Genomic DNA, 26,293 nt, shown 5'->3' on the forward strand with positions numbered 1-26,293 from the left:
GGGTAATTTATAAATTAAATATAAAAGCCAGATAAATAAAGGATTTTATCTATCTGGCTGATGGTAGATAAGGACGGGTGTTAATGAGTAAAGGAAAATCTCTTATAAGAACTATTGCAGTGTCAACTATGGCAGTAGCTGTAACTGGTAGTGCTACATGTGCATATGCTGCTCCAGTGTTACAAGGAACAAAGACATATGAAAAAGTAAATACTATAGATATATCTGTGGATTCAGTAGAAAATATAGTATATTCATTTCAAGCTAGTATAAAAGTACAAGGTGAGGTTGAAGTACTAGATAATGAGCCAGGCCAAAAGATTAAGTGGTCTGATAATATAGAAGCTCAGATAAAAAGTGGAAATGCAAATGCCAATTGTGTTTCAACATATGATAAAGCAAGTAATACAACAACATTAGATATATATGTTACATCAAATGAAGATTTGTTAGATGGAAATACATTAAATATAGGAAGAATATCAGTAAAAAAATCTGGAAGTAATTCAAGTGCTAAGTATAAAATATTGGGTAATGGGGAAAATTCCAAACCAGCTTTAAAAATTGTAACTTACAACAATAAAACCGTTGATTATGAAAGTATAGATTCTAGTGAAAGTTTAAACTTTACTCTTATCAATGAGAATGAAGTAAAACCAATAGGAGGAACTGGAACTAGTAAAAACGATCCTGAAAAATATAAGGTTGAGAAAAGTGAATCACTTGAATATTTATTAAATAATATTAGAATAAACTATTCTGTTGTTAGTAAAGAAACAGAAGAAAGTGGTTCAAATATAATATTGAAGCTTGGATTATCACAAAAATCAAGTAAAGGAAGAAAAGCTACAATAAGTAAGTATGTTGAAGTTACACTTCCAAAAAGTTTAGAGTATGTAGTTGATAATGAGTTAGCTAAACCAGATGAATTACCACCAGACAATTCTGATGACAATAATAATGGTGGAAATAATAATTCAGGTGGTTCATCTGGAGGTAGTAGTTCTAGTGGAGGAAGTTCAAGCGACTCTACATCTAATGTTAAAGTAAAAAAATTAAAAGGTGCAGATAGATTTGAAACTGCTGTTAAAATATCTCAAAGTGGATGGACAAAGTCAGATACAGTTATGATAGTAAATGGAGAAGACAGAAGTATGGTGGATGGGCTTACTGCTACACCACTTGCTAGTGTAAAAAATTCACCAATTCTTTTATCTTCAAATGATAAACTTCCTCAAAAAACTATAGAAGAACTAAAAAGATTAAATCCATCAAAAGTAATTGTAGTAGGTGGAAATAACTCAATGCCAAATTCAGTTGTTGAAGCTATTAAAGGCATAAATTCAAAGATATCAGTACAAAGAATAGGTGGAGAAACAAGATATCAAACTTCTATTAATATAGCAAAAGAAATTGATAAGACAAATAATGTAAGCAAGTTGTACATAGGAGCAGGAAATGGAGAAGCAGATTCATTATCAATAGCATCATTAGCTGGAAAGGAAAAAACTCCAATAGTACTTACACAAAAGGATGGTGTAGATAATGAAGCAGAACAATTTATTAAATCAAACAAAGTGTCAAATGTATACTTTATTGGTGGAGTAGAAAAAATATCTAACAAGGCTATTGAGCAAGTTGGAAAAATAACGAATAAAGATGTGTCAAAAAATAGAGTTGCAGGTCAAAATAGACAAGAGACAAATGCTAAAGTAATAGATAAATTCTATTCTCATTCCAAATTGGATGGGGTTGTAGTTGCTAATCAAGATAAGCTTATAGATGCTTTGGCAGTTGGTCCATTGGCAGCTAAAAATAATTCGCCAGTTGTACTTGCTACAAATACGTTAGATAAATCACAAGAATCATCATTAAAAAATAAAAATTCATCTAAGTTGTTTGAAGTGGGTGGAGGAATAGCTTCATCTGTAGTAGATAAGATTAAGAGTTTAATTGAATCAAAATAAATATCAAAGTAAATATAAGTAAGTAAGTTTAAAATAAGAATGTATTTAGATATAAATCATATGTCTAAGTGCATTCTTATTTTTATTTATATTATCTTAATAATATTATGCTGGAATATATGTGAAAATTTAAGTAGAATTAAATTTAATTTGTAAAGTGATGTAAATTATTTTTAATAATGAAATATATCTTACAAATATTTAAAATATAACTAGAGATAGTTTTTGAATTTTTAATTAAATAAAATATTAATATATAGACGTAATATATTTATATAAGATATACTTTATAATATACAAAAAATAACAAAATAATAAAAAAAAGTAAAAACCATATAAATATAAAACATAAAAATCATCAGGGGGATATGAAAATGAATAAAAAAATATTATCATTAGGTCTAGCAGTATCATTAATCTTGGTAAACTTCAAAAGTGTAAATGCATCATCAGTAGTAGAAAAAATATATGGCAAAGATAGATATGAAACAGCAGCAAAGATAGCTGACAAACAAACTTATGAAACAGTTATTTTAGTAAATACAGAAAAATCTCTTGCAGATGGATTAAGTGCAAGTGGGTTGTCAGGTGCAACAAAAGCACCAATATTATTTACACAAAAAAATAAGATACCAACAGAGACAAATAAATGTCTAAAAAATATCAAAAAAGCATACATAATAGGTACAGAAGATACTATAAGTAAATCAGTAGAAAAAGAACTAGATTCTAAACATATAGAAGTAAAGAGAATTGGTGGAGAAGATAGGCTAAAAACAAGTTATCTAATAGCTAAAGAAATAGCAACTATAAAAAAAGTGGATAAGGTACTATTAACTAATGCATATAGTGGAGAAGCAGATGCTATGAGTGTATCATCAGTAGCTACTAGAGATGGTGTTCCAATTATACTTACAGATGGGAAGAGTATACCCTTTGATGTTAAAAGTATACAATCATATTGTATAGGCTCAGAAGAAATAATGAGCAATGCTCTAGTTAAAAATACAAACTCAGTAAGAATAGAAGGAACTGACCGATTTAAAACTAATGAGAAGGTAATAGACTATTTTTATAAAAATGTAGATAGGTTCTATGTATCAGATGGCTATCAATTAGTAGATGCTATAGCAGCTGCACCATTAACTAAAGATTTTCCAATGGTATTAGTTAATGATGGTAGTAGTAAAGTTGTGTTAGAAGGAGCTAAGCATATAACTTCTATAGGTGAGTTAAGTGACAAGGTGATAGAACAATGTGTAAGCGCATCAAAGTCAAATGGGCAATCTCCAACAATCACAATAGGAACTACAGAGCTATATAAAGGGGAAAAGTTTGATAGTAGTAAGTTGAATATAGTAGCTAAAGATAATACTGGGAGGGTTTTACCAATAGAAATTGATGGATTTATAGATACAAATAGAGTAGGTACATATATATTAACATTAAAGGCTACAGATGAATGGGGGAAGAGCACAGAAAAAAGGGTAGAAATAAAAGTGCTAGACGATAAAACTCATGACTACAATAGCCCAGAGTTTAAAAAGATGGTGTCTACTGAAATGTATAACCTAATTAATTCTTATAGAAAAGAAAAAGGGAAAGATTCTTTAGTAGTATCTAGTAGGCTAGAAGGAATGGCAAATGCATGGTCTAAGTATATGATGGATAAAAAAGTTTTTGCGCATTATATAGATGGTAAGAATGCCCCACAAGTATTTTCTGAATTTGGAATGAGAAGTGAAGAGAATATAGCTTATATTTATATTAATTCTAAGAGTGTTCAAACGACTCAAGATGCTAAAGATATGGCAAAGACTATATTTGAAGTGTGGAAGAAGTCTCCTGAATACAACGCAAATATGCTTAGTGATGATTTTTCTAGTACTGGATTTGGACTTTATATATTGTCAGATGGACAAGTGCATGCTACTCAAGAATTTTTAAATGGTAATGAAGGTAGTTTGTAAAAAACTACCATAAATCTTGTTTTTTTATTAATTTACTGATATCATAAAATTTAAAATCACATCTAAAGTACTTTTTGTAATCTGTTTTGTTATTTGCTTTACAGGTTATGGTATTTTAGATGTTTTTTATTTTAGATATTTATAAATTTTAAGGGAATAACTACTGAGGATGTAATTTATAATGAGTTGAATTATTAAAAGATTGGTAGGAGGAGTTTTATGAAGGTAGATAAGAGAATATTATCAATAGGATTGACAGTATCATTAATAATGGCAGGGGCAGTAAATATCAATGCACTTTCAAGTATAGAAAAGATACAAGGGAAGGATAGATATGAGACAGCTGCCAAAATTGCACAGAAGCAAACATATGAAAATGTAGTACTAGTAAATACAGACAATACTTTAGCAGATGGACTTAGTGCAAGTGGATTAGCAGGAGCGGTTAAAGCACCTATATTATTATCACAAAAAAATAGCATACCATCAGATACAGAAAAAATGTTAAAAGGTGTAAAAAAAGTTTACATAATAGGAACTGAAGAATCAATAGGAAAATCAGTTGAGAATAAATTAAACCAAAAAGGAATAGAAGTTAAAAGAATAGGTGGTAATGATAGAATTGAAACTAGTTATCTTATAGCAAAAGAAATAGCTTCAATAAAGCCTGTAAGTAAATTTTTTATAACTAATGGATACACAGGTGAGGCTGATGCAATGTCTGCATCATCAGTAGCATCAAGAGATGGGGTTCCTATAATTTTAACTGACGGGAAAAGTGTACCATTTGATACAAAAGAAGGCATACAATGTTATGCTCTTGGTTCAGAGGAGATAATAAGCAATGATTTGGTTAAAAAAACTGATGCAGTTAGATTAGCAGGAGAGGATAGATTTGAGACCAATAAAAAAGTCATAAAACACTTTTATAGCTCATCAAAAGAATTCTATCTTTCTAAAGGATTCCAATTAGCGGATGCAGTTGCTGGTTCTTCTATAGCAAAAAATGCACCTATTGTATTGGTTGATGGAAGTAGTGACAAGTCTGTAATTAGAAGTGCTGATAAAATCACAGCACTAGGAGGAATAGATGAAAAGACACTAGAACAATGTTTAAGTGCATCAGCATTGGATGCAAGTGCACCAACAATAACTATTGGGAATTTAAATGTATATCAAGGAGATAAGTTTGATATAAAAAAACTGAATATAGTTGCAAAGGATAGTAATGGTAACGATTTAACACCAGAGATTATAGGCAATATTAATACTGATAAGGTTGGTAAATACAAAGTGACTATAAAAGCTACTGATATTGGTGGAAAGACTACATCAGTAAATGTAGAAGTAAATGTACTTGAATACAAGACTAATGATATGAATAGTACTGAATTTAAAAGAATGGTTTCTAGTGAAATGTATAGTTTGGTAAATTCTTATAGAAAAGAAAAAGGAAAAGAAGCACTACAAGTTTCTAAAAACTTAGAAGGGCTTTCTAACTCTTGGTCTAAATATATGGCAGATAAAGGTCAGTTTTCACATGTAATAGATGGTAAAAAGTCTGTTGAAGTATTCACTGGATATGGAATGAGAAGTGAAGAAAATATAGCTTTTGTACCTCTTGTTACTAAGAGTACTTATACAACGAAGGATGCTAGAGAAGTAGCAAATGTAATATTTACAGTTTGGAAGAAGTCAGATAAATATAATGAAAATATGCTAAATAGTGATTTTGTATATACTGGGTTTGGATTATATATATTGTCTAATGGAGAAGTATATGCTACTCAAGAATTTTTAAATAAATAAAATTAAATTTTTTTAATTATTAAATAGTACAATTTAGGGGTATAAAAACTCATATCTTTGGATAAAATAATAATTTCAAAAAAATGCCTTGCAAAAAGAATTAAAATGGATTATTATAGAGATGTGAGAAATATTAGGAATATATGGATGATTATTCTATGTACATAATAAAGAGATGTAATTTTAATATAATGTTGGGAGGAATTTAAGAAATGAATAAGAAAAATATAGCAATAGCTATGTCAGGTTTAACAGTATTAGCTTCTGCGGCTCCTGTATTTGCAGACGATACAAAAGTTGAAACTGGTGATCAAGGATATACAGTGGTACAAAGTAAGTATAAGAAAGCTGTTGAACAATTACAAAAAGGATTATTAGATGGAAGTATAACAGAAATTAAAGTTTTCTTTGAGGGAACTTTAGCATCTACTATAAAAGTAGGTGCTGATCTTACTGCAGCAGATGCAAGTAAATTGTTGTTTACACAAGTAGATAATAAATTAGATAATTTAGGTGATGGAGATTATGTTGATTTCTTAATAACTTCTCCAGGTCAAGGTGATAAAGTAACTACAAGTAAACTTGTTGCATTGAAAAATTTAACAAATGCTTCAACAGATGCTATAATTGCTGCAACAACTTCAGAGAATGGTGTTGTTGAAAATACAGGTGCTGCTAGTGGTGGTACTGAAGTAAATTCTGCAGGAACAAAACTTGCAATGTCAGGTGTTATTGACGCAGTATATACAGATTCATCTGAAACTGCAGTTAAGCTTACTATAAAAACAGCTATGGATACTACTAAATTTGGTAAAGAAAGTGAGACAACTTATTCAACTGGACTTACATTTGCAGATGGGTCTTCAGAAAAAATTGTTAAATTAGGAGATAATGATGTTATAGACATAACTGCTGCTCTTAAACTTACTGTTGTTCCTGGAAATAAAGCAACTATTGATTTTGCTAAAAAAACACCAAGTAGTGGTGTTCAACCAGTAATAACTAAACTTAGAGTAGTAAATGCTAAAGAAGAGTCTATAGATATTGATGCTAGTTCTAGTAAAACAGCACAAGATTTGGCTAAAAAATATGTATTTAATAAAACTGATTTAAGTACTCTTTATAAGGTGTTAAATGGAGACGAAGCAGATACTAATGGATTAGTAGAAGAAGTTAGTGGAAAACATCAAGTAGTTCTTTATCCAGAAGGAAAAAGAGTTACAACTAAGAGTGCTGCAAAGGCTTCAATAGCTGATGAAAACACACCAGTAAAATTAACTCTTAAGTCAGATAAGAAGAAAGATTTGAAAGATTATATAGATGATTTAAGAACATATAATAATGGATATTCAAATGCTATAGAAGTAGCAGGAGAAGACAGAATAGAAACTGCAATTGCATTAAGTCAAAAATACTATAATTCTGATGATGAAAATGCTATATTCAGAGATTCAGTTAATAATGTAGTATTAGTTGGAGGAAATGCAATAGTTGATGGACTTGTAGCTTCTCCATTAGCTTCTGAAAAGCAAGCTCCTTTATTATTAACTTCAAAAGATAAGTTAGATTCAAGTGTAAAAGCTGAAATAAAGAGAGTTATGAACATAAAGAGCACAACAGGTATAAATACTTCAAAGAAAGTTTATTTAGCTGGTGGAGTTAATTCTATATCTAAAGAAGTTGAAAATGAATTAAAAGATATGGGACTTAAAGTTACAAGATTAGCAGGAGATGATAGATATGAAACTTCTCTAAAAATAGCTGATGAAGTAGGTCTTGACAATGATAAGGCATTCGTAGTTGGGGGAACAGGATTAGCAGATGCTATGAGTATCGCTCCAGTTGCATCTCAATTAAGAAATGCTAATGGTAAGATAGATTTAGCTGATGGTGAGGCTACACCAATAGTAGTTGTAGATGGAAAAGCTAAAACTATAAATGATGATGTGAAAGATTTCTTAGATGATTCACAAGTTGATATAATAGGTGGGGAAAATAGTGTATCTAAAGATGTTGAAAATGCAATAGATGATGCTACAGGTAAATCTCCAGATAGATATAGTGGAGATGATAGACAAGCAACTAATGCAAAAGTTATAAAAGAATCTTCTTATTATCAAGATAACTTAAATAATGATGAAAAAGTAGTTAATTTCTTTGTAGCTAAAGATGGTTCTACTAAAGAAGATCAATTGGTTGATGCTTTAGCAGCAGCTCCAGTTGCAGCAAACTTTGGTGTAACTCTTAATTCTGATGGTAAACCAGTAGACAAAAATGGTACTGTATTAACTGGTGCTGACAATGATAAAAACAAATTAGTATCTCCAGCACCTATAGTATTAGCTACTGATTCTTTATCTTCAGATCAAAGCGTATCTATAAGTAAAGTTCTTGACAAAGATAATGGAGAAAACTTAGTTCAAGTTGGTAAAGGTATAGCTACTTCAGTTATAAACAAATTAAAAGATTTATTAAGTATGTAATATAAATGTAATAATATGAAAGGGTTTCTCATATGAGAAGCCTTTTTTATTATATTTTTAAGTATAAAAAAAGAGACTAGATTTAGTCTCTTTTTTATGTGAGAAATACTTAAATATCTAAAGATGTAATTTATTTAAGTATGATTATTATACTATACAATAAAATAATTGTCTACTATTCTATAATTTTAAGGTATAATAATAATTGTATTATAAAAGAGGAGGTAAAGAAAATATGTCAGTTTTAGATGCAATTTTGGATAAGGCAGATGAACAAGAAATAAAAAAATTAAATTTAATAGTAGATAAAATAGAATCTTTAGAAAAATACATGGAGATTAAAGATAATGATCAATTAAAAGAAATGACAAATGATTTTAGAGTTAGATTGGAAAAAGGTGAAAGTTTAGATGATATACTTCCAGAAGCATTTGCTGTAGCTAGAGAAGTTTCAAAAAGAGTTTTAGGAATGCGTCAATATAGAGTGCAATTAATTGGTGGTATAGTAATTCATCAAGGAAAGATAGCTGAGATGAAGACTGGTGAAGGAAAAACTTTAGTTGAGGTAGCTCCAGTATATCTAAATGCTTTAACAGGAAAAGGCGTTCATGTGATTACAGTAAATGACTATTTGGCAGAACGAGATAAAGAACTTATGCGTCCAGTATATGAATTTTTAGGCTTGACTGTAGGCGTAATTGTATCTAATCAAGACCCAAGTATAAGAAAAGAGCAATACAAATGTGATATAACTTATGGTACAAATAGCGAATTTGGGTTTGATTACTTAAGAGATAATATGGTTCCAAATTTATCGCATAAGGTACAAAGAGAGTTGAATTTTGCTATAGTAGATGAAGTAGACTCAATATTAATAGATGAGGCTAGAACTCCACTTATCATTGCAGGAGATGGAGATGAAGATTTAAATCTCTATGAACTAGCAAATAGCTTTATAAAAACTGTTAAAGAAGAAGATTTTGAGATGGATAGGAAAGATAAAACCATAGCATTAACAGCAAGTGGTATAAGTAAGGCAGAGTCATTTTTTGGTATAAAGAACATTACGGATATAAAGAATATAGAATTATATCATCATATAAATCAAGCTTTAAGAGGTCATAAGCTTATGGGAAAAGATGTTGACTATGTTATTTCAAATGGAGAAGTAATGATAGTTGATGAATTTACAGGAAGAGTAATGGATGGAAGAAGATTTACAGATGGACTTCATCAAGCTATAGAAGCTAAAGAAGGTGTCGAAATAAAAAATGAATCTAAAACCATGGCTACAGTTACTTATCAAAATTTCTTTAGACTGTATGAAAAACTTTCAGGAATGACTGGTACTGCAAAGACAGAAGAAGGAGAATTTGAGTCAATCTATAAATTAAACGTTGTTCAAATCCCAACTAACAAACCAGTTATCAGAGCTGATTTACATGACAAAGTATTTAAAACAGAAGAAGAAAAATACAATGCTGTTGTAGAAGAAATAATAAGGATACATAAGACTAGACAGCCAATACTTGTTGGTACAGTTTCTGTTGAGAAGTCTGAAAAGTTATCTAAAATGCTTAAAAAACAAGGTATAAAGCATCAAGTCTTAAATGCAAAACAACATGATAGAGAGGCAGAAATAATCTCTAAAGCTGGTAAATTGGATGCTATAACAATTGCCACAAATATGGCAGGTAGAGGAACTGATATTTCTTTAGGAGCAGGAGATAAAGAAGAAGAACAAGACGTTAAAAATTTAGGAGGCCTTTATGTTATAGGAACAGAAAGGCATGAGTCAAGAAGAATTGATAATCAGCTTAGAGGACGTTCTGGTCGTCAAGGAGACCCAGGTACATCAAGATTTTTTGTAAGCCTTGAAGATGATGTAATAAAACTTTATGGTGGAAAAACTATAGAGAAATTAATGAAAAGAACTAGTTCAAATGAAAATAAAGCTATTGAAAGTAAAGCACTTACAAGAGCTATAGAAAGAGCACAAAAAGGTGTAGAAGGCAAAAACTTTGAAATAAGAAAAAATGTTCTTAAATATGATGATACTATAAATGAACAGAGAAAAGTTATATATAATGAAAGAAATAAAGTTTTAAATGATGAGGATATTCAAGAAGATATTCAAAAAATGGTTAAGGACATAATACAAGAAGCAGGAGAAACTTATTTAGTTGGAAGAAAAAGAGACTATTATGGATATTTTAAACATTTATATAGTACATTTATGCCAGCTGATACATTATTAATTTCTGGAGTAGATAAAAAAAGTGTACAAGAAATAGTTGATAGTACTTATGAAATTTCGAAAAGAGTTTATGACTTGAAAAAGATGATGATTGGTATTGAAAAGGTTGCAGAGTTGGAAAAGACAGTACTTTTAAAAGTAGTTGACCAATACTGGATAGAACATATAGATGCTATGGAACAATTGAGACAGTATGTAGGCTTAAAAACTTATGCTCAAAAAGATCCATTTAAGGAATATGCCTTAGAAGGATATGATATGTTTGAAGAACTAAATAAAAATATAAGGGAAACAACAGTGCAATACCTATATAAATTTAGTTAAAAATAATAACTTAGATTATCTTAATTAAAAAGAGGTAATAAATAAGTATTTTGATTTATATATGATAAGATTATAATTAAATTAATAAATTCATATAAATGAAAAAGAAGCTGAAAATCAGCTTCTTTTTCTGTGTGAGAAATACGGAAAAAAGAGATGCTTGAAATTTCTTTCTTCCATTTAATATTATACTATAAAGAAGATGAAAAGTCTATTAGTTATAAACTGGATTATTAAAAAAAATTACAATTTTGTTACCTTTTTGTATACATAAATACTTAAAAAATAAAGTATAAAAAAGAATTTCATACCAAATGGTTAATTATTACAATATAGCCTATTTATTGAAATAATATCAAATATATATTATAATTGGTAAATAAGGAAAAAATGATGAAAAATTGAATTTTTTAGGGGGAAAATACTATGAATAGAAAAAATATTTCTATAGTTATGGCAGCTGCAATGATAAGTACATCAGTAGCTCCAATTTTTGCTGCAGAAACTACACAGGTAAAAAAAGAAACAATAACTAAAAAAGAAGCTACAGAATTAGTTTCAAAAGTTAGAGACTTAATGTCTCAAAAGTATACTGGAGGTTCTCAAGTTGGACAACCAATATATGAAATAAAAGTTGGTGAAACTTCATCACAATTAAAAATAATAACTAATATAGATGAATTAGAAAAATTAGTAAATGCTTTGGGAGAAAATAAAGAACTTCTAGTAACTATAACAGACAAAGGACATATAACAAACAGTGCTAATGAAGTAGTTGCTGAAGCAATTGAAAAATATGAAAACTCAGCAGACCTTTCAGCTGAAGCTAATTCTATAACAGAAAAAGCTAAAACTGAAAATAATGGAATTTATAAAGTTGCAGACGTAAAAGCTTCATATGATAGTGCTAAAGATAAATTAGTCATAACTTTAAGAGATAAAGAAGAAACAATAACTTCTAAAACTATAGAAATAGGCATTGGTGATGAAAAGATTGATTTAACAGCAAATCCAGTTGACTCAACTGGAACAAATTTAGACCCATCTGTAGAAGGATTTAAAGTAAATAAAATAAATAAGTTAGGTTTAGCAGGAACTAAAGACATAGCTGATGTTAAATTAGCTGAAATAACTATAAAAAATAGTGACCTAAATACAGTTTCACCACAAGATTTATATGATGGATATAGATTAACTGTTCAAGGTAATATGGTAGTAAATGGTACATCAAAATCAATTAGTGATATTTCAGCAAAAGATTCAGAAACAGGAAAATATAAATTTACTGTTAAGTATACTGATGCATCTGGAAAAGCTATAGAGCTTACTGTAGAAAGTGCTAATGAGAAGGATTTAAAAGATGTTAAAGCTGCATTAGAAGGAAATTCGAAAGTTAAATTGATAGCTGGAGATGATAGATATGCAACTGCTGTAGCTATAGCAAAACAAACAAAATATACTGACAATGTAGTTATAGTTAATTCAAATAAACTAGTTGATGGATTAGCAGCTACACCACTGGCTCAATCTAAAAAGGCGCCTATATTATTAGCATCTGATAATGAAATACCAAAAGTAACTTTAGACTATATAAAAGATATAATTAAGAAAAGTCCATCAGCTAAAATATACATAGTTGGAGGAGAATCAGCAGTATCAAATACAGCTAAAAAGCAATTAGAATCGGTAACTAAAAATGTTGAAAGACTAGCTGGAGATGATAGACATACAACTTCTGTAGCAGTAGCAAAAGCTATGGGTTCTTTTAAAGATGCATTTGTAGTAGGTGCGAGAGGCGAAGCTGATGCTATGAGTATAGCTGCTAAAGCTGCTGAACTTAAGGCTCCTATAATAGTAAATGGCTGGAATGATCTCTCAGCAGAAGCTATCAAATTGATGGATGGAAAAGAGATTGGTATAGTTGGTGGTTCTAACAATGTATCTAGCCAAATTGAAAATCAACTTATTGATATTGATAAAGATAGAAAGGTTCAAAGAGTTGAAGGAGAAACAAGACATGATACTAATGCCAAAGTCATAGAAACATATTATGATAAATTAGATAAACTATATATAGCAAAAGATGGATATGGAAATAATGGTATGCTAGTAGATGCATTAGCAGCAGGTCCTTTAGCAGCAGGAAAAGGACCAATACTTCTAGCTAAAAATGACATAACAGATTCACAAAAAAGTGCTCTTGATAAAAAATTAAATCTTGGTGCAGAAGTAACTCAAATAGGTAACGGGGTTGAATTGACAGTAATACAAAAGATAGCTAAAATACTAGGTTGGTAATAATCTATACTGTGGAGAAGATTCCTTAATATATAGGAATCTTTTTCTACAGTTTAGTTATTTATTGTAGATTATAACATTTTATGAAATAGGAGGATATAGTAGTGGTAGATGCAACTTTATTTTTTACACCACATCAAGACGATGAAACTTTAAGTATGGGTAGTGCCATAATTGAACATGTTGAAAAAAGTGATACACATGTAATTTTATGTACAGATGGTAGTAAATCAATAATAAGAAAAGTTCTAGATGATGGAGGAGCATGTTCCTATCATATTAAAGATGTGCATAAGTATTCTCTATCAGAAAGTGAATTTTCAAAAAATAGAGATGAAGAATTCAAAGATAGTTGTGAGGCAATGGGTGTAAAAGAAAGTAATATACATATAGAAGATAATAGAGCTCATGATGGTGAGCTAAATAAAGAAAAGGCAAGAGAAATAATTCTTAAGTATCTAAAAGAATATCCAGATGCGAAAGTAAAAACAGTGACTCCATTTAAAGCTAGTGGAATACATGAAGACCATAGAGCATTAGGTGAAGCAGCTTTAGAATTATATAAAGAAGGTAAAATAAAAGACTTAAGATTTTATGTAGAACCATATGACTACATTGATTTTAAAAAAGTTAATCCAAATGTAGAAGTATGGGAGGTATTACCTAGCCAAGAAGAGAAGTTATTAAGTGCAATGAATTCATATAAGAAATGGAATCCAGAAAGCGGGCATTACGCTATAGGGTATCATTCAGTAAAATCTCATTTTGATGAACTAGCTACAAGTAAAATACAGTATGTGCATGCTCCATAAAATATTATTAAAGAATTAGGAGGTAATAATTAATGAAAATATCAAAAAAGATAGTGTCATTATTAACTATAACATTTTTATCTGTTACATTATATGGAAATACGTCTAATGCGTCCACCAAAGATACACTAACAGGTTCTGGTAGATGGGAAACCGCTATAAAAATAAGTCAAGCTGGATGGACAAAGTCTGATAATGCTATATTAGTAAATGATAATTCAATAGCAGATGCTTTATCAGCTACTCCATTTGCAAAAGTAAAAAATGCACCTATATTATTAACTCAAAGTAATAAACTGGATAGTAGAACAAAAGCAGAATTAAAAAGACTTGGTGTAAAAAATGTATATTTGATAGGTGGCTCAATTGCAATAGGTTCAAATGTTGAAAAGCAACTAGATGCAGAGAGTATAAATTTTGAAAGAATATCTGGGAGTAGTAGATATGAGACTTCTTTAAAATTAGCTGAGAAATTAGATAAGGAAAATTCTATATCTAAAATAGTTGTGGTAAATGGAGAAAAAGGACTTGCTGATGCTGTAAGTGTTGGAGCTATAGCTGCTCAAGAAAATATGCCAATAATACTTTCTGATTCAAATGATGGAACTGAAGTAGCTGATAATTTTATAGATAGCAAAGATATAGAAAAATCATATGTAATAGGTGGAACATATTCTATTTCTAATTATATAGAAAGAAATCTACCGAATGCTACAAGAATAGCTGGAGAGAGTAGAAGTGAGACAAATGCAAAGATTATAGAAGAATTCTATAAAAGTACTGATATAAAAAATATTTATGTTACAAAAGATGGTACAAAGAATAAGAATGATTTAATAGATTCTTTGGCAGTAGGAGTATTAGCTGCTAAAAATGATTCCCCAATACTTCTAGCAGGTAATAAATTAGATACTAATCAAAAAGATATATTAAATACTAAGATTATAGATAAAGTTACTCAAATTGGAGGTTTAGGGAATGAAAATGTTGTAGAAGACATACTAGATATACAAGAAGAGACTAAATATACTGTTGAAACTATTGATGAACTTAATGTTGCTATAAAAAAATCAGATGCAAATGATATTATAAGATTTAAGCCAGAAAAAGATAAAAATATAACTAATTCATTTAAAATAGAAACAAATAAAGCTATAACTATTGAATTTGAGGGTATATACAAACAATCAATAACTATAGATATGCCAAATGGAGATATAAAAAATTTAGGGGATATAGATAATGATTTAGTAATAAATAATATAAAAAGTGATACTTTAGTTAATGAAGGAAGTATACAAGGTATAGATATTTATGATGAGAATGGATGTAAAATAGAAAATGAAAATTCTGGAGAAATATGGCTTATAACAATACTTAAAAATTCAAAAGATGTATATATTATGAATCGTGGAGAAATAACTAAAATATCTAATAATTCTTCTAGTGTAACAATAAAAAATTCAGGTAATATTGATACTATAAGTGGAAGTGAAGAACCATCAATAAGTGGTAAAAAACCTACAACTAATGATACTGATAAAGATGAAGATAAAAAGGCTCGTGGATTATATCCTAAAGTAGAGTCTTGTATACCAGCTTTAAAAGATTATGTAAGAATAACTATATCAACAAAACCTGAAAGTTCAAAGTATGAAATTTATTATAGAGTAGTTGATGAAAAGCCATCTGCCAAATATGTTGGAGAAAAAATTAGTATTAAAGGTTGGAATATAGTACCAACATCAAATCAACCATTTACTGAAAGGGCTAAAGATGGATCTTATATAGAAGCAATAGAAATAGATACGTCAAAAAATGAAGTTTCACGATGGGGAAAATCTAGCATTACAGATGATGGGATTTAAAAACTAAATTTATTCATTAAGCAGATTACTATCAAGTAATCTGCTTTTATTTTCTAAAAATTATAGCTTTACTAAATAAATAATTTAAAACTATAACAACTATATTAGTAAATACTTTGACTATAACATCATTTACAAAAAGCAAATCAACCATTATATACATAATAACCATTTCTATAATACCAGAAAGTAACCTAAAACTAACAAAAGATAAAAACTCCTTAAATAAGAACTTTAACTCAACTCTTCTACTTTCAAACACAAAAAACTTATTAGTAACATAAGCAAATAAAACAGCAAGTATCCATGCCAAAGTATTTGCGACCATAAAATTAAATGAAGTAACTCTAGTAAAAAATAAATAAGAAACTATATTTACAAGAGTAGTAAATGCTCCAAAAAATAAATATAATATCGTCTCTTTATGCTTTTTTAAAATCAAATATAACCCTCCCAAACTAATCAAATATAATTATTCTTGAAGATTCTAACATATTTTAGTATAACATATCCATTAATTAATAAATCAATACATTATAAAATATCATAAAAAATAAAATTATAGCACTATACAATTAATACACACTTATAATCCATATTTTATCAAAATAAAATATGACCTCGATTTAGAAATCTGATATAATAAAAATTAAATACATACAAGGGGGTAAATATGAGAAAGTACAAATCAAAAAAATTGTCAAGCCTACTGGCATTGTTGACAGTTTGCTTTTTAATAGTGTCAACAATACCTGTCTCAGCAGAAAACAATAAAACTCTAGATGGAGTAGAAACTGCAGAGTATTCTGAAAGCTATCTTCAATATCTAGAAGATGTCAAAAATGGAGACACAGCAAAATATAATGGAGTAATACCAGTTCCACATGAAATGGAAGGTACAACACTTCAAAATAAGGGAAGAAGCAGTCTTCCATCATCATACAAAGCAAGTGCAGCATACAATCCAATGAACTTAGGATTGACTACACCAGCAAAAAATCAGGGAGACCTTAATACATGCTGGGCATTTTCTAGTATGTCAACTTTAGAATCATATTTAAAGTTAAAAGGATATGGAACTTATGACCTTTCAGAAGAACACTTTAGATGGTGGTCAACTGGTGGAACACATGGATGGAACTTAACAGATATGACAGGTAGTTCAAATGTAACAGCTATAGGATATCTTACAGCATGGGCAGGGCCTAAATTAGAAAAAGATATACCATATAATCTTAAATCTGAAGAGCAAGGAGCAACTAGACCTTCAAATATGGATACTGCACCTACACAATTTAATGTAACAGATGTTGTACGTCTTAATAAAGACAAAGAAACTGTAAAAAATGCTATAATGCAATATGGCTCAGTGACATCAGGGTATGCTCATTATTCAACTTATTTTAATAAAAATGAAACAGCATATAACTGTACAAATAAGAGGGCTTCTTTAAATCACTCAGTAGCAATTGTAGGATGGGATGATAATTATTCAAAAGATAACTTTGCTTCAGACGTTAAGCCAGAATCAAATGGAGCATGGCTAGTAAAAAGTAGTTGGGGAGAATTCAATTCTATGAAAGGATTCTTCTGGATTTCTTATGAAGACCAAACATTATTAACAGACACAGATAATTATGCAATGAAATCAGTATCAAAACCAGATAGTGACAAAAAAATGTACCAACTTGAATATGCTGGTCTTAGTAAAATAATGTCAAATAAAATAACAGCAGCAAATGTATTTGATTTCAGTAGAGATTCTGAAAAACTTGACTCAGTTATGTTTGAGACAGACTCAGTAGGAGCAAAATATGAAGTATATTATGCTTCAGTAGTAAATGGAGTTCCTCAAAATAACTCAATGACAAAACTTGCAAATGGAACAGTATCATACTCTGGGTATATAAACGTACCTACTAACTCTTATAACTTACCAAAAGGAAAAGGAGCTATAGTAGTAGTTATAGACAACTCAGCAAATCCTAATAGAGAAAAATCTACTTTAGCATATGAAACTGATATAGATGCATATTATTTGTATGAAGCTAAAGCAAACTTAGGTGAAAGTTACATACTTCAAAATAATAAATTTGAGGATATAAATACATATAGCGAGTTCTCTCCTTGTAACTTTGTTATAAAAGCTATAACAAAAACATCTTCTGGACAGGCTACTTCAGGAGAATCTTTAACTGGAGCTGACAGATATGAAACAGCAGTTAAAGTTAGTCAAAAAGGATGGACTTCTTCACAAAATGCAGTACTAGTAAATGGTAATGCAATAGTGGATGCTTTAACAGCTACACCATTTACAGCAGCAATTGATTCTCCAATCCTTTTAACAGGAAAAGATAACTTAGATTCAAAAACTAAGGCAGAGTTACAAAGATTAGGAACTAAAAAAGTTTATCTAATAGGTGGAGAAAATTCTCTAAGTAAGAATATACAAACTCAACTTAGCAATATGGGTATATCAATAGAGAGAATTAGTGGTAGTGATAGATACAAGACTAGTATATCATTAGCTCAAAAACTAAACAGTATAAAATCTGTTTCACAAGTTGCAGTGGCAAATGGTGTCAATGGACTTGCAGATGCAATAAGTGTTGGTGCAGCAGCTGCTGACAACAATATGCCAATAATACTTACTAATGAAAAGAGTGAGTTACAAGGTGCTGATGAGTTTTTAAACTCATCAAAAATAACTAAGTCTTATATAATTGGTGGTACAGCTACTTTATCATCAAACTTAGAAAGTAAGCTTTCAAATCCAACAAGACTTGCAGGAAGTAATAGAAATGAAACTAATGCTAAGATAATAGACAAGTTCTATACTAATTCAGATTTAAAATATGCTTTTGTCGTTAAAGATGGTTCAAAAAGTCAAGGTGACTTAATAGATGGACTAGCAGTAGGAGCATTAGGTGCTAAAACTGATTCACCAGTAGTTCTAGTTGGAAATAAATTAGATGAAAGTCAAAAAACTGTACTTAAATCTAAGAAAATAGAAACTCCAATTAGAGTTGGTGGAAATGGAAATGAAAGTGCTTTTAATGAATTAAATAGTTTTTTAGGAAAATAATAATGTTAAATGTTTTATAGTTTAAAAAATATTTAATATTGCTTTAAAAATATATAAAGGAAATAAGCCCTAACCGTTAATATGGTTGGGGCTTATTTCTTTTATATATTTTTATAGATAAAAATGTAATAATTTTAAACTGTAAAATAGTGTAAAGATATTCTATAATATAATATAGTAAGATTTTAAACGAAATAAGGGGGTAATAAAATGAAAGCACCAAAAACTATTTTAAAAACATTAACAATAGCGCTTACTTTAAGTGGGATTTCTATAACTTCATCATATGCACTTACAGAAGAAAAATTAATAGGTGAAGGGAGATATGAAACTGCTGTAAAGATAAGTCAAAAAGCATATAGTTCTAGTAATAATGCTGTATTAGTCAATGATAGTTCTTTGGCTGATGCTCTTTCAGCTACACCATTTGCAAAAGTTAAGGGAGCTCCAATACTTTTAACAGAAAGTAATAAACTGGATGATAGAACCAAAACAGAGTTAAAGCGTTTGGGAGCTAAGGATATTTATTTAATTGGTGGGACTGCCGTGTTAAACAAGGATATAGAGAATCAATTAAAAAGTGATGGATTAAATGTAGAAAGAATTAGTGGTAATGATAGATATGAAACTTCATTACTTTTAGCAAATAAACTAAAAGATATTAAAGATGTTAAGGAGATAGCTGTTGTAAATGGTGAAAAAGGGCTAAGTGATGCTGTAAGTGTTGGGGCACCTTCTGCTCAAAATAATATGCCTGTAGTATTATCTAGTCCAAAGAATGGAGTAGAAGCATTTGAGAAATTTATAAAAGAGGAGAAAGTTATAAAGGCATATGTAATAGGAGGTACAAATTCTGTTTCAAGAGCAGTAGAAAAGAGTCTTCCTAATGCAGAAAGATTGAGTGGAAAGGATAGAAATGAAACTAATGCCAAGGTTATAGAAAAATTTTATTCTGATGTAGATTTAAACAATCTATATGTAACTAAAGATGGAAGTAAACATGAAAATCAACTTATTGATTCATTGGCAGTTGGAGTATTGGCAGCAAAGAATGAATCACCTGTTGTTTTGGTCGGTGATAAACTAAATACAAAGCAAAGGGATATACTTAGTACTAAAAAATTAAGTACTGTAACACAAGTTGGTGGAAATGGAAATGAAGAAGCTTTTAATGAAATTAAGACTTTACAAGATAAAACTATCTTTGAAGCTAAAACCGTTGAGGAATTAACTAATATGATAAATATTGCAAGTCCTAATGACATTATTAACTTTAATCCAAAAGAGGATACTGTAAATGAAGCTTTTAGAATGGTAACAAATAAGCCAATAACTGTGAATATAAAAGGTGATTGTTCAAAGACTATCACTATTGATATGCCTAATGGTGAGGTAAATAACTATGCTACTTTAGTAAATGTTATAGTGAGAAATATTGGAGAAGGTGGATTTAACAATCATGATACAATAACTATATTGTCAGTTCGTGACAAAAATGGTAGAGTTATAGAAAATACTAGAAATTCAGATATAGAAACAATGATGATATTGGCATCTGCTAATGATACAAAATTGATTAATGATGGTTATATAGGAAAGCTTATAGATAACTCATCTAATAGTGACATCACTAATCATGGTACTATAGACAAAAAAGTAAATCAGGTTGAAGATTTAGAAGCTAAGGTTGATTCAATTGAAAAAGCTATAGATTCTATAAGCCAGAAAATTAATAAGATACAAGATATATTAGATAAACTTGGATTTCTAAAGAAATTTCTTAACTAAAAAGATGTATATTTAAGAAAGCTATATTTTATATTTATATTTGAAAATATACAGTTAGATTGATTCATAGCTAAAGATAAATATACAATTAAATCTTGGGGAGGTAATATGGAGAGTGGATTTGAAAGTAAATTAGATACAAAAATTATGAAAAATAGAGTTAAATCAATTGATATAATAAGAGGGCTATCAATAGCCCTCATGATAGTTTGCAATAATCCTGGGACTTGGATGAGAATGTATCCACAACTTAGACATGCTATATGGCATGGTGTAACACTTGCAGATTTTGCATTTCCTTTCTTTGTTATATCCTTAGGTGTTACAATTCCAATATCAATAAACAGTAAACTAAAGAATAATAAATCTACAATACGAATAATACTAAGTATATTTAAGAGAAGTATTTTACTAATGTTGTTTGGATTTTTCTTAAATTACCTAGGAAATCATGACTTAAGTACTGTAAGAATACTTGGGGTGCTTCAACGTATGGGATTAGTATACCTTGTAACTAGTCTAGTGTATTTACTACTAAAAAAACTGAATGTAGGAAGCACTGCAACTATAATTACTTTCTTATGTATATCTGCATTTATCATAGTGGGATATTATATAGTGGCAAAACCATATGGATTTGAGCTAGAAGGTTCTCTTGCACAATTAGTGGATTTCCATTTTTTCAAAGGACATTTGTACAAGCCAGAGTTTGAACCAGATGGATTTTTAACGAGTATAGTAGCAATTTCTTCAGGTATGTTAGGCTGTACTATGGGGTGTGTACTTCTAAAAGAAAATATAGGACAGTATAAAAAATTCTTTAAAATATTAATTATGAGTATCATTTTACTTATATGTGCTTTTGCTTTTAATCAATATTTTCCATTTAATAAGAGATTATGGTCAAGTTCATTCGTACTTTTAATGGCTGGAAGTTATGGTATTTTATTGGCGATATTTTACTTTATATGTGACATCAAAAATAAAAGCAAAATATTTACTCCAATAATAGCACTTGGAAGTAGCCCTATTTTTACATATATGTGTCTTGAAATATTGAGCCATGTGTTTTGGAATTTACCAAAACTTACTGATAAAGTAGATTATCCTACTACTTTGGTGGAATGGACTACATATGAATTTATAACACCTTGGGCAGGTACAACATGGGATTCTCTTGTATTTTCTCTCTTGTATGTATTGTTTTGGGTTATAATAATGTCGTTTATGTATAAAAAGAAAATATTTATTAAAATTTAATGTAGTGTTTTGTTTAAAAAAATATTTATTCAATTTGTTTAAATATGCAGAAATTCTCAGTAATAATCCAGTTTTTCCCTAGCGAAAATTAAAAAAACATGCCATAAAAGATTACAAAAAGATTACAATTTGTAATCTTTTGTGCTATAATGAAAAAAGATTTACATAATATTGAATTTATGTAATATAAAACAAGTTCAAGAAGAATTAAATAAGAATTAAATAAGATTTAAAGATCTAAAAATCTAGGGGGGATACGATGAGAAAGAGAACAAAATTATTAGCAACAGGAATGTTGTCTATAGCAATGGTGGCACCAAACGTGGCTTTAGCAGCGGAAAATACTACTGCAAATACAGAATCTAATTCAGATATTAATATAAATTTACAAAGAAAAAGTGTTGTGTTAGGAAGTAAATCGAATGCAAGTGTAAAGTTTAAAGAAAAATTAAATGCTGATTCAATAACATTAAACTTTATGTGTTATGATATGCCACTTGAAGCTACTTTAAATTACAATGAAAAAACAGATACATATGAAGGTGTAATAAACTATAACAAAGACCCAGAATACTTAAATGTATGGGAACTTCAAAGCATAAAAGTAAATGGTAAAGATGAACAGAAGGTTTTAAATAAAGAAGATTTAGAATCTATGGGATTAAATCTTAAAGATTATGATGTTACACAAGAGTTTATAATAAGTGATGCTAACTCAACAAAAGCAGTGAATGAATATATGAGAAAAACTTCTGCACCAGTAAAAAAACTTGCAGGAGCTACTAGATTTGAGACAGCAGTTGAGATAAGTAAACAAGGATGGAAAGATGGAGCTAGTAAGGTTGTAATAGTTAATGGAGAACTAGCAGCAGATGGAATCACAGCTACTCCACTTGCTTCTACATATGATGCACCAATATTACTTGCAAATAAAGATGATATACCAGAAAGTACAAAGGCTGAATTAAAACGTCTAAACCCAAGTGATGTAATAATCATAGGTGATGATGGTTCAGTTTCACAAAAGGCAGTATCTCAAATAAAATCTGCTGTAGATGTAAATGTAACTCGTATTGGTGGAGTTGATAGACATGAAACATCTTTACTTATAGCAAAAGAAATCGATAAGTATCATGATGTTAATAAGATATATATAGCAAATGGATATGCTGGTGAGTACGATGCTCTTAATATTTCATCAAAAGCAGGTGAAGACCAACAACCTATAATATTAGCTAATAAAGATTCTGTACCAGAAAGTACATATAATTGGCTATCTTCACAAGGTTTGGAAGAAGCTTACTACATAGGTGGAGACCAAAGTCTATCATCAAAACTTATAGATAAAATATCTAAGATAGCAAAAAATGGGACTTCAAAAAACAGAGTATCTGGAGCTGATAGACATGAAACTAATGCGAAGGTAATTAAGACTTTCTATCCAGATAAAGAATTGAGTGCAATGTTAGTTGCAAAATCTGACATAATAGTTGACTCAATAACAGCAGGACCTTTAGCAGCTAAGTTGAAATCTCCAATACTTATAACTCCAAAAACTTACGTTTCTGCATACCATAGTACAAATTTATCAGAAAAAACAGCAGGAACAGTATATCAAATTGGTGATGGAATGAAGGATAGTGTTATAAATTCTATAGCATCTAGTTTATCAAAACACAATGCACCAACAGAACCAGAAAATCCAGGTTCAGCAGCAGGAAAAACTGTAGTGATAGACCCAGGTCATGGGGGTTCTGACTCAGGAGCAACAAGTGGATTAAATGGTGGAGCTCAAGAAAAGAAATATACTCTTAATACAGCACTAGCAACTACTGAATATTTACGTTCAAAAGGTATAAATGTTGTTATGACTAGAGATACAGATAAAACAATGGCTTTAGGAGAAAGAACGACATTATCAAACACTATAAAGCCAGATTTATTTACAAGTATACATTACAATGCATCTAACGGAGCTGGCAATGGTGTGGAAATTTTTTACAAAGTAAAAGATAAAAATGGTGGAACAACTAAGACTGCGGCATCAAATATATTAAAAAGAATATTAGAGAAATTTAATATGCAAAATAGAGGAATCAAGACAAGAACACTTGCTAATGGAAATGATTACCTATATGTATTAAGAAACAATAAATATCCTGCAATACTTGTAGAATGCGCATTTATAGACAATAAGAGCGACATGGACAAGTTAAATACAGCAGAAAAAGTAAAGACAATGGGAACTCAAATTGGAATAGGAATAGAAGATACAGTAAAATAAAATAAAAAATATTAAAGCAAAATATATCATCTCCTGTTATAATGTAAAATATAGCAAGAGATGATATATTTTTGCAAAGAATCAAATTGTTTACAATGACGTTTATTGTATTGATAAACTTCTCATTATTGAGTATAATATAGAAATAAGTCAAAAATAAGATAGAAATACGTTGAAATTAAGAATTTAAAAAATTTTTATTCCAATATGGAGGTAACTATGTCTGGATATACTAATGATGAATGTGAAATACCTAAAGTTACAAGCTATCCAGGGGCAGATAAAGAAATTGCAAGTGAGATTGACTATAGCATAGTAAAAGGCACAGTGTTGTTTGACTTGTACCAAAGAGTTGTGGATTTAGTTTTATCTATATTAGGACTTGTAGTAGGTTTACCTTTAATAGCAATATTTGGAATTCTTATTAAAATAGAGGACAAAGGACCAATAACTTATAAGCAAGAAAGACTAGGAAAATGCGGGAGAAGATTCTATATATATAAATTGAGATCTATGAGAACAGACGCAGAAAAATTTGGCGCACAATGGGCTGAAAAAGATGATCCTAGAATAACTAAGGTTGGAAAGTTTATTAGGAAAACTAGAATTGATGAGATTCCACAGCTGTTTAATATATTAAAGGGGGACATGGGCTTAATAGGTCCTAGACCAGAGAGACCAAACTTTACTGTTCAATTTAATGAGGAAATACCTGGATTTATCAACAGGCTTGCTATAAAACCTGGACTTACAGGTTGGGCACAAGTAAATGGTGGATACGAAATCACTCCTGAAGAAAAACTTAAAGAAGATATTTACTATATAAAAAATAGGAGTATATTACTTGACTTTAAGATACTCTTTAAAACTGTTAAAGTAGTATTGACAGGAGACGGAGCTAGATAATTTTAAAATATTAGATTATTAATCAATGAAAAAGCTCTTTAAAAAAGAGCTTTTTTATTGTCAAAAAATACAAAAAGAAAAGGAATGAGAACTTATGATTAAAAAAATTTCTACTATATTATCGTTAGTTTTGCTAATCTCTATTTCTAGTACAGTGGGGGTATTTGCAGATGTAAGTCCTAAAAAAGAGTTGATAGAAGGTAGTATACCAGAGATTTCAACAGAATTAAATAAAAGAGTATTCAAGAATTCTAAAGAAGTAATTCTTGTAAATGAAGAGTCAATTGTAGATAGTATAAGTGCAACACCTTTGGCATATGTAAAAAATGCTCCGATAGTTGTAACTAAGAGTAAAAATGTTGGTAGAGTAACAAGAAATTATCTAAAAGAGCTAGGTCCAGAGAAGGTTACGATAATAGGTGGTTTAAAGGCAGTATCTAAAGATGCTGAACGTAATATAGAGAAAATGGGAATTAAAGTAGAAAGAATAAGAGGAAAAGACAGATATGATACATCTTTAAAGATAGCTAGAGAAATGTACAGAACAGTAGGATTCGATAAGGCATTTTTACTTAGCTCAACTACAGGATTAGAGAATGCCATATCTGTATATTCTTATGCAGCTAAAAATGGAATGCCAATAATATGGGCTCAAGATGAAGGTTTTGAAGAACAAATTGGCTTCTTAAAAAGTAAAAACCTTGAAAAAATATATGCATTAGGTGATTCAAAAGAGTTTATTGCAGACATTGATTCTAGCTTAAAGAATATAGAAGGTATAAAGCAAATAAATAAGTCAAGCACAAATGTCGATTTAATAAAGAAATTTTATGATGAAAAAGATATAAAGAAAATCTATACTGCTAAATTAGATTTTGGAAGTAGATCTGATGTAAACGAATATATTTCTTTGGGAGTAGTATCGGCCAAAGAAAATATGCCAATACTGATTTGTAGTGATAATTTAAGTCATGCACAAGATAAATTCTTGAAAGATAACAACATAAGTGATGTAATTGAAGTTGGATATACAGTAGGTAATTATAGTCTGTTAAAGAGTATACTTAATTTAACATCCTTATCTTGTATAATATTAATACTATTATTACTATTGATTGTATTTAGAGCGCTTAGATATGAGTCAAGATAGTCTTTAATTTATTAAGGAAGCTTTTCATAGGT

The 26,293-nt window shown here is 29.6% G+C and carries 15 protein-coding genes; 14 read left to right on the top strand and 1 reads right to left on the bottom strand.

Features of this window, described 5'->3' with window-relative positions; translation table 11 throughout:
• The first annotated feature begins 83 nt into the window (after positions 1 to 83).
• The 8 genes from IC173_RS04805 (at position 84) to IC173_RS04840 (ending at position 15,788) form a co-directional block, all read left to right on the top strand.
• Complete coding sequence (locus IC173_RS04805; protein WP_227855220.1) at positions 84 to 1,967, top strand: cell wall-binding repeat-containing protein; 1,884 nt, start codon at positions 84 to 86, stop codon at positions 1,965 to 1,967.
• A gap of 368 nt (positions 1,968 to 2,335) precedes the next feature.
• Entirely contained in the window at positions 2,336 to 3,937 is a 1,602-nt protein-coding gene (locus tag IC173_RS04810; protein ID WP_227855221.1) for a cell wall-binding repeat-containing protein, read from the top strand.
• 219 nt (positions 3,938 to 4,156) lie between these two features.
• A complete protein-coding gene (locus IC173_RS04815; RefSeq protein ID WP_227855222.1) occupies positions 4,157 to 5,746 on the top strand; it encodes a cell wall-binding repeat-containing protein in 1,590 nt (529 codons plus the stop codon).
• A gap of 212 nt (positions 5,747 to 5,958) precedes the next feature.
• The gene (slpA, locus tag IC173_RS04820) at positions 5,959 to 8,229 is read left to right on the top strand and encodes an S-layer protein SlpA (RefSeq protein WP_227855223.1); all 2,271 of its coding nucleotides are present in this window, start codon (positions 5,959 to 5,961) and stop codon (positions 8,227 to 8,229) included.
• Between the two features lie 235 nt (positions 8,230 to 8,464).
• Positions 8,465 to 10,810 (top strand): preprotein translocase subunit SecA, encoded by a 2,346-nt coding sequence (secA, locus tag IC173_RS04825; RefSeq protein ID WP_227855224.1) that lies wholly within the window; start codon positions 8,465 to 8,467, stop codon positions 10,808 to 10,810.
• 426 nt (positions 10,811 to 11,236) lie between these two features.
• Positions 11,237 to 13,108: a cell wall-binding repeat-containing protein gene (locus tag IC173_RS04830; protein ID WP_227855225.1), complete on the top strand. Its 1,872-nt coding sequence runs from the start codon at positions 11,237 to 11,239 to the stop codon at positions 13,106 to 13,108.
• Positions 13,109 to 13,212: 104 nt separating this feature from the next.
• Positions 13,213 to 13,920 (top strand): PIG-L family deacetylase, encoded by a 708-nt coding sequence (locus IC173_RS04835; protein WP_227855226.1) that lies wholly within the window; start codon positions 13,213 to 13,215, stop codon positions 13,918 to 13,920.
• Between the two features lie 32 nt (positions 13,921 to 13,952).
• Complete coding sequence (locus IC173_RS04840) at positions 13,953 to 15,788, top strand: cell wall-binding repeat-containing protein (protein ID WP_227855227.1); 1,836 nt, start codon at positions 13,953 to 13,955, stop codon at positions 15,786 to 15,788.
• A gap of 46 nt (positions 15,789 to 15,834) precedes the next feature.
• On the opposite strand, the gene IC173_RS04845 is transcribed toward IC173_RS04840, so the two are convergent.
• The gene (locus IC173_RS04845; RefSeq protein WP_227855228.1) at positions 15,835 to 16,230 is read right to left on the bottom strand and encodes a GtrA family protein; all 396 of its coding nucleotides are present in this window, start codon (positions 16,228 to 16,230) and stop codon (positions 15,835 to 15,837) included.
• Between the two features lie 231 nt (positions 16,231 to 16,461).
• On the opposite strand from IC173_RS04845, the gene IC173_RS04850 reads away from it, so the two are divergent.
• The 6 genes from IC173_RS04850 to IC173_RS04875 all read left to right on the top strand — a co-directional run bounded on the left by IC173_RS04850 (position 16,462) and on the right by IC173_RS04875 (position 26,261).
• On the top strand, positions 16,462 to 18,873 hold the full coding sequence (locus tag IC173_RS04850; protein WP_227855229.1) for a cell wall-binding cysteine protease Cwp84: 2,412 nt from the start codon (positions 16,462 to 16,464) through the stop codon (positions 18,871 to 18,873).
• Between the two features lie 210 nt (positions 18,874 to 19,083).
• Positions 19,084 to 20,661: a cell wall-binding repeat-containing protein gene (locus tag IC173_RS04855; protein ID WP_227855230.1), complete on the top strand. Its 1,578-nt coding sequence runs from the start codon at positions 19,084 to 19,086 to the stop codon at positions 20,659 to 20,661.
• Positions 20,662 to 20,769: 108 nt separating this feature from the next.
• On the top strand, positions 20,770 to 21,921 hold the full coding sequence (locus tag IC173_RS04860; RefSeq protein ID WP_227434448.1) for a DUF5009 domain-containing protein: 1,152 nt from the start codon (positions 20,770 to 20,772) through the stop codon (positions 21,919 to 21,921).
• Between the two features lie 259 nt (positions 21,922 to 22,180).
• Complete coding sequence (locus tag IC173_RS04865) at positions 22,181 to 24,205, top strand: N-acetylmuramoyl-L-alanine amidase (protein WP_227835712.1); 2,025 nt, start codon at positions 22,181 to 22,183, stop codon at positions 24,203 to 24,205.
• Between the two features lie 219 nt (positions 24,206 to 24,424).
• A complete protein-coding gene (locus IC173_RS04870) occupies positions 24,425 to 25,111 on the top strand; it encodes a sugar transferase (RefSeq protein WP_227434450.1) in 687 nt (228 codons plus the stop codon).
• A gap of 94 nt (positions 25,112 to 25,205) precedes the next feature.
• Positions 25,206 to 26,261 (top strand): cell wall-binding repeat-containing protein, encoded by a 1,056-nt coding sequence (locus IC173_RS04875; RefSeq protein ID WP_227855231.1) that lies wholly within the window; start codon positions 25,206 to 25,208, stop codon positions 26,259 to 26,261.
• Positions 26,262 to 26,293: the final 32 nt, after the last annotated feature.

This window comes from Clostridioides sp. ES-S-0048-02 (genome assembly GCF_020658495.1).
Taxonomy (GTDB): Bacteria; Bacillota; Clostridia; order Peptostreptococcales; family Peptostreptococcaceae; genus Clostridioides.